The following is an 8,417-nucleotide window of genomic DNA, read 5'->3' on the forward strand; positions in this document are numbered from 1 at the left end:
GACGCCGGCGAGCCGCGCAACGCGCCGTCCGCGCACATGCAGGGCTTCCTGACCCGGGACGGCATGTCCCCCGCCGAGTTCCTGGCCGCCGGCCGGGAGGAGATCGCCCGGTACGGGGTGGAGCTGGTCCGGGACCGGGTGGTGGACGCGGCCAGGGCCTCCGGCGCCGGGGGCTTCACCGTCTCGCTCGCGAGCGGGCGCACCGCGGGGGCCCGGCAGCTGGTGGTCGCCACCGGCCTGAAGGACGAGCTCCCGCCGGTCCCCGGCCTCGCCGAGCGGTTCGGCCGGGACGTGGTGCACTGCCCGTACTGCCACGGCTGGGAGGTCCGCGATCTGCCGACCGGAGTGCTGGGGACCTCCCCGCTGAGCGTGCACCAGGCGCTCATGGTCACCCAGTGGACGAAGGACGTGCGGTTCTTCCTGCACCGGGTGCGGGAGTCGGAGCTGGCCGACGAGGACCTGCGCCGGCTGGCCGCCGCGGGGGTCGCGGTGGTGCCCGGCGAGGTGGCGGAACTCGTCGTCAGCGGCGACCGGCTCACCGGGGTGCGGCTCGGGGACGGCACCGTCCACGACCGTGAGGTGCTGTACGCCGCCCCGCGCGCCGTCCCCCGCAACGACCTGCTGCTCCGGCTCGGCGCCGAGATGCGCGAGACGCCCTTCGGCAGCTACCCGGTGATCGACGAACGGGGCCTGACGAGCGTGCCCGGGCTGTGGGCGGCGGGCAACGCGAGCGGGTTCGCCGAGCAGGTGGTGAACGCGGTCAGCCGGGGGTACCGCGCCGGCGCGGCGATCAACGGGGAGCTGCTGCTCGCCGATCTCGACGCGGCCGCCCGGGTGTAGACCGCACGCCCGCGGTGCACCCTGGGGGCATGCTGCTGACCCGGCTTGCCGAGGTGTCCCGGGAGGTCGCCGCCACGGCGGCCCGGTCCCGCAAGACCGACCTGCTCGCGGAGCTGTTCCGGGAGGCGGCGGCGGACGACGTGCCGATCGTCATCCCCTACCTGGCCGGACGGCTGCCGCAGGGCCGGCTCGGCGTCGGCTGGAAGGTGCTGAGCCGCCGGGTGCCGCCCGCCGCCGAACCCACGCTGACGGTCCACGAGGTGGACGCCCTGCTCGGCGAGCTGGGCAAGGTGTCGGGGCCGGGGTCGCAGGCGGAGCGCGCCCGGCTGGTCGGTGAGCTGATGGGCGCGGCCACCGAGGAGGAGCAGCGCTTCCTGCTCGGTCTGCTGACCGGCGAGGTACGCCAGGGCGCGCTGGACGCGGTCGCGGTGGAGGGCCTCGCCCGGGCGACCGGCGCGGACCCGGCCGACGTGCGGCGGGCGGTGATGCTCTCGGGGTCGCTGCAGACGGTCGCCCAGGCCCTGCTCGGCGAGGGGCCGGGCTCCCTCGACCGGTTCCGGCTCACCGTCGGCCGGCCGGTGCTGCCGATGCTGGCGCACAGCGCCTCCTCCGTCGCCGAGGCGGTGGAGAAGCTGGGCGCCTGCGCGGTGGAGGAGAAGCTGGACGGCATCCGGGTCCAGGTCCACCGGGACGGCGACACGGTCCGCGTGCACACCCGCACGCTGGACGACATCGCCGGCCGGCTGCCCGAAGTGACCGCCGCCGCACTGGAGTTGCGGGGCGAGCGCTTCATCCTGGACGGCGAGGTGATCTCCTTCGACGCCACCGGCCGGCCCCGGTCCTTCCAGGAGACGGCCGGCCGGGTCGGCTCCCGGACGGATGTGGCGAGGGCCGCCGGGGAGGTCCCGGTCTCCCCGGTCTTCTTCGACGTACTCGCGGTCGACGGCCGCGACCTGCTCGACCTGCCGTTCGCCGACCGGCACGCGGAGCTGGAACGGCTGGTGCCCGAGCCGATGCGGGTGCGGCGCACGGTGGCCGCCGGGCCGCAGGACGTCCCCGAGGCGGAGCGGTTCCTCGCCGACACCCTGGCCCGGGGCCACGAGGGCGTCGTGGTGAAGGCGCTGGACGCGCCCTACAGCGCGGGCCGGCGCGGCGCCTCCTGGCTGAAGGTCAAGCCCGTCCACACCCTCGACCTGGTGGTCCTGGCCGCCGAGTGGGGCCACGGCCGGCGCACCGGCCGGCTCTCCAACCTCCATCTCGGCGCCCGCGAGGAGGACGGCGGCTTCGCGATGCTCGGCAAGACCTTCAAGGGCATGACGGACGCGATGCTCGCCTGGCAGACCGAGAGGCTTCGGGAACTGGCGGTCGAGGACACCGGCTGGGGGGTCAGGGTCCGCCCCGAACTCGTCGTGGAGATCGCCTACGACGGACTCCAGCGCTCGACCCGCTACCCGGCCGGCGTCACCCTGCGCTTCGCCCGGGTGATCCGCTACCGCGAGGACAAGCGGCCCGAGGAGGCCGATACGGTGGAGGCCCTGCTGGCGGCCCACCCGGAGGTCAAGCCGTGACGGTGCGGGCGACGAAGCGCAGCGCGGGACTGCTGTTGTTCCGGCACACCGATGAGGGAATCGAGGTTCTGCTCGGCCACATGGGCGGCCCCCTCTGGGCGAAGAAGGACACGGGGGCGTGGACCGTCCCGAAGGGCGAGTACGAACCCGGCGAGCCGGCCTGGGAGGCGGCCCGGCGGGAGTTCCGGGAGGAGCTGGGGCTGGCGCCGCCCGACGGGGAGGCCGTACCCCTGGGCGAGGTGGCCCAGCGCAACGGCAAGATCGTCACGGCGTGGGCCGTCGAGGCGGACCCGGACCTCACGGCCTTCGTGCCCGGCACCTTCGCCATGGAGTGGCCCCCGAGGTCCGGCCGGGTGCAGGAGTTCCCGGAGCTGGACCGGGTGGAGTGGCTCCGGCTGGACCGGGCGCGAGCGGTGATCATCACGGCGCAGGCCACGTTTCTCGACCGGCTGGCGGAGCACTCGGGCTGACCAGGGGCCTTCGCGTTGCGCCTTGCCCCGCCGCGCGCGAAGGTCGAAGCAAGCCCGCTCCCAGGGAGGTCAGCCATGCCCATCGCCACGGTGAACCCGGCGAACGGCGAGACGCTCAAGACGTACGAGCCCATGGGCGAGGAGGAGCTGGAACGCCGGCTCCAGCTCGCCGAGGCCACGTTCCGCACGTACCGGACCACCACGTTCGCCGAGCGCGCCCGCCTGCTGAACAAGGCCGCCGACCTGCTGGACGAGGACCAGCGGGAGATCGGCCGGGTCATGACCACCGAGATGGGCAAGCCCGTCAAACAGGCGCGGGCCGAGGCCGCGAAGTGCGCCAGGGCGATGCGCTGGTACGCCGACCGCGCCGAGGGGCTGCTGGCCGACGAGGAGCCCGCCGAGTCCGACGTGACGGACTCCGGCGCCTCCCGGGTGCGGGTCCGCTACCGGCCGCTCGGGCCCGTCCTCGCGGTGATGCCCTGGAACTTCCCGCTGTGGCAGGTGATCCGGTTCGCCGCGCCCGCGCTGATGGCCGGCAACGTGGGCCTGCTCAAGCACGCCTCCAACGTCCCCCAGACCGCCCTGTACCTGGAGGACCTGTTCCACCGGGCGGGCTTCGCGGAGGGCTGCTTCCAGACGCTGCTGATCGGCTCGGGCGCGGTGGACGACATCCTGCGCGACGAGCGGGTGAAGGCGGCGACGCTGACGGGCAGCGAGCCGGCCGGCCGCGCGGTCGCCTCCACCTCCGGCGAGATGATCAAGAAGACGGTGCTGGAACTGGGCGGCAGCGACCCGTACGTGGTCATGCCGTCCGCCGACCTCGACCGGGCGGCCGAGGTCGCGGTGACCGCGCGGGTGCAGAACAACGGCCAGTCGTGCATCGCCGCCAAGCGGTTCATCGTGCACACCGATGTCTACGACGCCTTCGCGGAGCGGTTCGTCGCGGGCATGAGGGCGCTCAGGGTCGGCGACCCGCTGGAGGAGGACACCGAGGTCGGGCCGCTCTCCAGCGAGCAGGGGCGGGGGGACCTGGAGGAGCTGGTCGACGACGCGAGGCGCTCCGGGGCCGAGGTCCTGTGCGGCGGGCGGCGCCCGGACGGGCCGGGCTGGTTCTACCCGCCGACCGTGCTCGCCGGGATCACCCGGGAGATGCGCATCCACCGGGAGGAGGCGTTCGGGCCGGTGGCCACGCTGTACCGGGCCGGGGACCTGGACGAGGCGCTGCTCATCGCCAACGACACGCCGTTCGGACTGAGTTCGAACGTGTGGACGCGGGAGGAGAGCGAGATCGAGCGGTTCGCCCGGGACCTGGAGGCCGGGTCCGTGTTCGTCAACGGGATGACCGCCTCGCATCCGGCGTTCCCGTTCGGCGGCGTGAAGCGGTCGGGGTACGGGCGTGAGCTGTCCGGGCACGGAATCCGGGAGTTCTGCAACATCACCACGGTTTGGCAGAGTGCGTGAGCGGTGCGCGGCTACCATCCCCTTTTGTGAACCGCGAAGTGACCCTGCCTCTGATCGTCGACGACCGCGGTGCCCTGCAGGTTGCTGCGGCCGATGTGAGCAAGTTGTTGCGGACCGTGGGCGGGCGTTGGCTGCATCTTGTCGAGGCCGGGGAGCAGGGGCTGGACGAGGACACGGTCGCCGCCCTGACCATCGAGCTCGCCAAGCTGGCGGACCGTATCGACGTGGCGTGCATCGCGCACAGCAGCGGGGCGCCCTAGTCCTGGGCGGGCGGGACCAGCTCGGTCCGGAACATCGCCTCGTACGCCTGCAGAAGGCTTCCGTAGGTGTGTGCGAGGTCCGTGTCCGGTGAGCCGGCGTCCAGGGCGGCCTGTACCGCCGCCGTCGCCAGGGAGTCCAGGTCGGGGGACGGCCCGGCGAAGAGGTCGAAGAAGGCGCAGGCGTCGTCCGCGAAGCCGTAGTGCGTGCGCAGGCCGGCGGCGATGCGGCCGCAACAGCCGCCCCATGCGGAGAAGTTGGCCGTCAGGGCCGCGACGGCGTCCGGCGGCGACGCGTTGAGGGCGAGCCAGGCCACGTACGCCGGGCAGGCCTGGCAGCCCGGTCCGGGGCACGTACGTCCGCGATCGCTCGTCCGTGACACCACACGCCTGTGCGAACGCGGTGAGGCGCCCCGCCGCCGCCTCCTCCCCCGCCGCCAGGGCCGCGAAGAAGGCGGCGGACCCGGGCTCGGCGCGCGCCGCCAGATGCCGGAAGGCCGCCCGGTCGGCGGGAATCACCCACCGCTGCTCCAGAGCCAGGGCCGCCGGCGTCTCCAGGGGCGCCTCGCCGCGTTCGGCGAGCGGCACGACGGGGTTGGCCGCCGGGTCGGGGGCGAGGGCGCCGACGGCCGTCCCCAGCAGGTCCTTCGCCGTAACAGTCGTCATGGTGTTTTCCCTCGTCCGACGCCAAAAGTCGCCCTTCGAGCCTGACACGGGGTCCCCGATTCGGAGTAACCCAACGCGAGATCGTCGCCCTCACGGGTGACGGTTGGTGCAGCACCTCCTGAGGTGAACCACCTTCTGGCCGGTGGGCGAAGGCCCCCGAACGCGGAAAGCAGGGACGGTTCATGGCGACTTTGTGCAGACCCTCGGTATCGGTCCCGGAGCACGTGATCACGATGGAGGAGACGCTGGAGCTGGCGCGCTCCCGCCACGAGGACCACCCCCAACTGGCGCTCGCCCTGCGCCTGATCGAGAACACCGGCGTGAAGACCCGGCACATCGTGCAGCCCATCGAGGAGACCCTGAAGCACCCGGGCTTCGAGGAGCGCAACAAGCTCTACGAGTCCGAGGCCAAGGCCCGGGTCCCGGCGGTGATCCAGCGTGCGCTGGACGACGCCGAGCTCCTCACCACCGACATCGATGTGATCATCTACGTGTCGTGCACGGGCTTCATGATGCCCTCGCTCACGGCCTGGCTGATCAACGAGATGGACTTCGACAGCACCACCCGCCAGCTGCCCATCGCCCAGCTGGGCTGCGCGGCCGGCGGTGCGGCGATCAACCGGGCCCACGACTTCTGCTCGGCCTACCCGAACGCCAACGCGCTCATCGTGGCCTGCGAGTTCTGCTCGCTGTGCTACCAGCCCACCGACCTCGGCGTCGGCTCGCTGCTCTCCAACGGCCTGTTCGGCGACGGCATCGCCGCGGCCGTGGTGCGCGGCAGCGGCGGCACCGGCGTCCGGCTGGAGCGCAACGGCTCCTACCTGATCCCGAAGACCGAGGAGTGGATCGCGTACGACGTCCGGGCGACCGGCTTCCACTTCCTGCTGGACAAGCGGGTGCCCACCACCATGGAGCCGCTCGCCCCGGCGCTGAAGGACCTGGCGGGGCTGCACGGCTGGGACGCGTCCGACCTGGACTTCTACATCATCCACGCGGGCGGGCCCCGAATACTCGACGACCTCAGCAAGTTCCTGGAGGTCGACCCGCACGCCTTCCGGTTCAGCCGGTCCACGCTCACCGAGTACGGCAACATCGCCAGCGCCGTCGTGCTGGACGCGCTGCGCCGGCTGTTCGACGAGGGCGGCGCCCAGGACCGGGCGCGCGGACTGCTCGCGGGGTTCGGTCCCGGCATCACCGCCGAGATGACGGTGGGCCGCTGGATCAACGCGGACGGGGACGCGTGATGACCGAGGAGACGACGCTCACCGGCACCGTGCCGCCCGTCCGGCAGTGGCCGGCGCTCGACCTGCGCGGGACGGACTTCGACCCGGTGCTGACCGAGTTGATGCACGAGGGCCCGGTGAGCCGTATCCAGCTGCCCAACGGCGAGGACTGGGCGTGGCTGATCACCCGCTACGACGACGTGCGCATGGTGGCCAACGACGCCCGGTTCAGCCGGGAGGCGGTCATGGACCAGCCGGTCACCCGGCTCGCCCCGCACTTCATCCCGGACCGGGGCGCGGTCGGCTTCCTCGACCCGCCCGACCACACCCGGCTGCGCCGCTCGGTCGCCCCCGCCTTCACGGCCAAGGGCGTGGAGCGGGTGCGCGAGAAGGCGCGCGGCATGCTGGCGGAACTGGTCGAGGAACTCCTCCAGGACGGCCCGCCCGCCGACCTGACCAGCGCGGTGCTCGGCCCGTTCCCGATCGCGGTGATCTGCGAACTGATGGGCGTGCCGGCCGGCGACCGGCACGACATGCACATCTGGACGCAGCTGATCCTGTCCTCCGCGCACGGCAGGGAGGTCAGCGAGAAGGCCAAGCGCGACATGAGCGCGTACTTCTCAGGCCTCATCCGCCTGCGCGAGAACAGCACGGCCGAGGACGTCACCTCACTGCTCGGCTCCGCCGTGGGCCGGGGCGAGATCACCCTGGCGGAGGCCGTCGGCCTCGCCGTCCTCCTCCAGATCGGCGGCGAGGCGGTCACCAACAACAGCGGGCAGATGTTCTACCTGCTGCTGACCCGCCCCGAGCTGGCCGACCGGCTGCGGTCCGAGCCGGAGATCCGTCCCAGGGCGATCGACGAGCTGCTGCGGTACATCCCGCACCGCAACGCGGTCGGCCTGTCGCGGATCGCCCTGGAGGACGTGGAGATCAGAGGCGTGCGCATCTGTGCGGGCGATCCGGTCTACGTGTCGTACCTGGCCGCCAACCGCGACCCGGAGTTCTTCCCGGACCCGGAGACGGTCGACTTCGCCCGCAGCCCCAACCCGCATGTGTCGTTCGGCTTCGGCCCGCACTACTGCCCGGGCGGACAGCTCGCCCGGCTGGAGTCTCAGCTGCTGGTCGACGCGCTCCTCGACCGGATACCGGGCCTCAGGCTGGCGGTACCGCCGGAGCAGGTGCCCTTCAAGAAGGGCGCGTTGATCCGCGGTCCCGAGGCGCTGCCCGTGACGTGGTGAGCGACGATGACGACGACCGAAGGGCTGGCGGTACCGGAAGGGCCCGCGGCACGGGGCGTGGCCCCGGTCCAGGCGGATCCGCCGCTCCAGGAAGAGACACCGGTCGACGGGCTGCTGGTGCCACCGGGCCACGGCCGGGTGGTCAGGACGCCCGCCCAGCGGGTGACGTTCAAGGTCACCGGCGCCCACTCGCGGATGGCCTCCACCTTCGAGGTGGAGGTGCCGCCGGGCTTCGACGTCGGCGCCCATGTGCACACCCGCAGCGAGGAGCTCTTCTACCTCCTCGAGGGCGAGCTGGACGTGCTCGCCTTCGAGCCCCGTATCCGCACCCCCGACAACTGGCAGAGATGGGAGTCGAGTTCGGGCGGCAGGGTGGTCCGGGCGACCCCGGGCACGGTCATCGTCGTGCCCCCGGGATGCCCGCACGCGTTCGCGAACCCGACGGACACGCCCGCGAAGATGTTCTTCCAGGCGAGCCCGCCCCCGGACCACGAGCGCTACTTCGAGGAGCTGCTGGAGATCCTCGGCGACGGCGGCCCACCCGACCAGGAGGCCATCGAGGCGCTGAGGGCGAAGTACGACATCCAGCAGCTGACCCCGCTCAGGCACAGATGACGCCTCGCGGAGCGCGTGAGGTGTACAGGATCCAGGCCGGGTCGTCGAGGCCGAGGTCGTCGCGGGGCGGGCGGCCCGG

9 protein-coding genes are annotated in these 8,417 nt (G+C 72.7%); 8 read left to right on the plus strand and 1 reads right to left on the minus strand.

The window, feature by feature from the left end:
• From ACWEN3_RS34985 to ACWEN3_RS35005, 5 genes are all read left to right on the plus strand, one after another.
• Positions 1–840 (plus strand): NAD(P)/FAD-dependent oxidoreductase (locus ACWEN3_RS34985; protein ID WP_452979292.1); only part of this gene is annotated, 840 nt, incomplete at its 5' end.
• Between the two features lie 29 nt (positions 841–869).
• Complete coding sequence (locus ACWEN3_RS34990; RefSeq protein WP_452979294.1) at positions 870–2,408, plus strand: ATP-dependent DNA ligase; 1,539 nt, start codon at positions 870–872, stop codon at positions 2,406–2,408.
• Complete coding sequence (locus ACWEN3_RS34995; protein WP_452979296.1) at positions 2,405–2,878, plus strand: NUDIX domain-containing protein; 474 nt, start codon at positions 2,405–2,407, stop codon at positions 2,876–2,878. Before ACWEN3_RS34990 ends, ACWEN3_RS34995 begins: the two co-directional genes overlap by 4 nt.
• A gap of 75 nt (positions 2,879–2,953) precedes the next feature.
• Complete coding sequence (locus tag ACWEN3_RS35000; RefSeq protein WP_452979300.1) at positions 2,954–4,339, plus strand: NADP-dependent succinic semialdehyde dehydrogenase; 1,386 nt, start codon at positions 2,954–2,956, stop codon at positions 4,337–4,339.
• Between the two features lie 26 nt (positions 4,340–4,365).
• Positions 4,366–4,599 carry a DUF6213 family protein gene (locus ACWEN3_RS35005; protein WP_386580618.1) on the plus strand — a complete coding sequence of 78 codons (234 nt, stop codon included), beginning with the start codon at positions 4,366–4,368 and terminating at the stop codon, positions 4,597–4,599.
• On the opposite strand, the gene ACWEN3_RS35010 is transcribed toward ACWEN3_RS35005, so the two are convergent.
• Positions 4,596–4,913 carry a hypothetical protein gene (locus ACWEN3_RS35010; protein WP_452979303.1) on the minus strand — a complete coding sequence of 106 codons (318 nt, stop codon included), beginning with the start codon at positions 4,911–4,913 and terminating at the stop codon, positions 4,596–4,598. The two genes, ACWEN3_RS35005 and ACWEN3_RS35010, sit on opposite strands and share 4 nt — an antisense overlap.
• 531 nt (positions 4,914–5,444) lie before the next feature.
• Here ACWEN3_RS35010 and ACWEN3_RS35015 point away from each other — a divergent pair.
• From ACWEN3_RS35015 to ACWEN3_RS35025, 3 genes are all read left to right on the plus strand, one after another.
• The gene (locus ACWEN3_RS35015; RefSeq protein WP_452979306.1) at positions 5,445–6,506 is read left to right on the plus strand and encodes a type III polyketide synthase; all 1,062 of its coding nucleotides are present in this window, start codon (positions 5,445–5,447) and stop codon (positions 6,504–6,506) included.
• Positions 6,506–7,723 (plus strand): cytochrome P450, encoded by a 1,218-nt coding sequence (locus tag ACWEN3_RS35020; protein ID WP_452979309.1) that lies wholly within the window; start codon positions 6,506–6,508, stop codon positions 7,721–7,723. The genes ACWEN3_RS35015 and ACWEN3_RS35020 overlap by 1 nt, the downstream gene beginning before the upstream one ends.
• A 117-nt stretch (positions 7,724–7,840) precedes the next feature.
• Positions 7,841–8,338, plus strand: a complete 498-nt coding sequence (locus ACWEN3_RS35025; protein ID WP_452979313.1) for a cupin domain-containing protein — start codon at positions 7,841–7,843, stop codon at positions 8,336–8,338.
• Positions 8,339–8,417 lie beyond the last annotated feature (79 nt).

It is taken from the genome of Streptomyces sp. NPDC004561 (genome assembly GCF_053602155.1).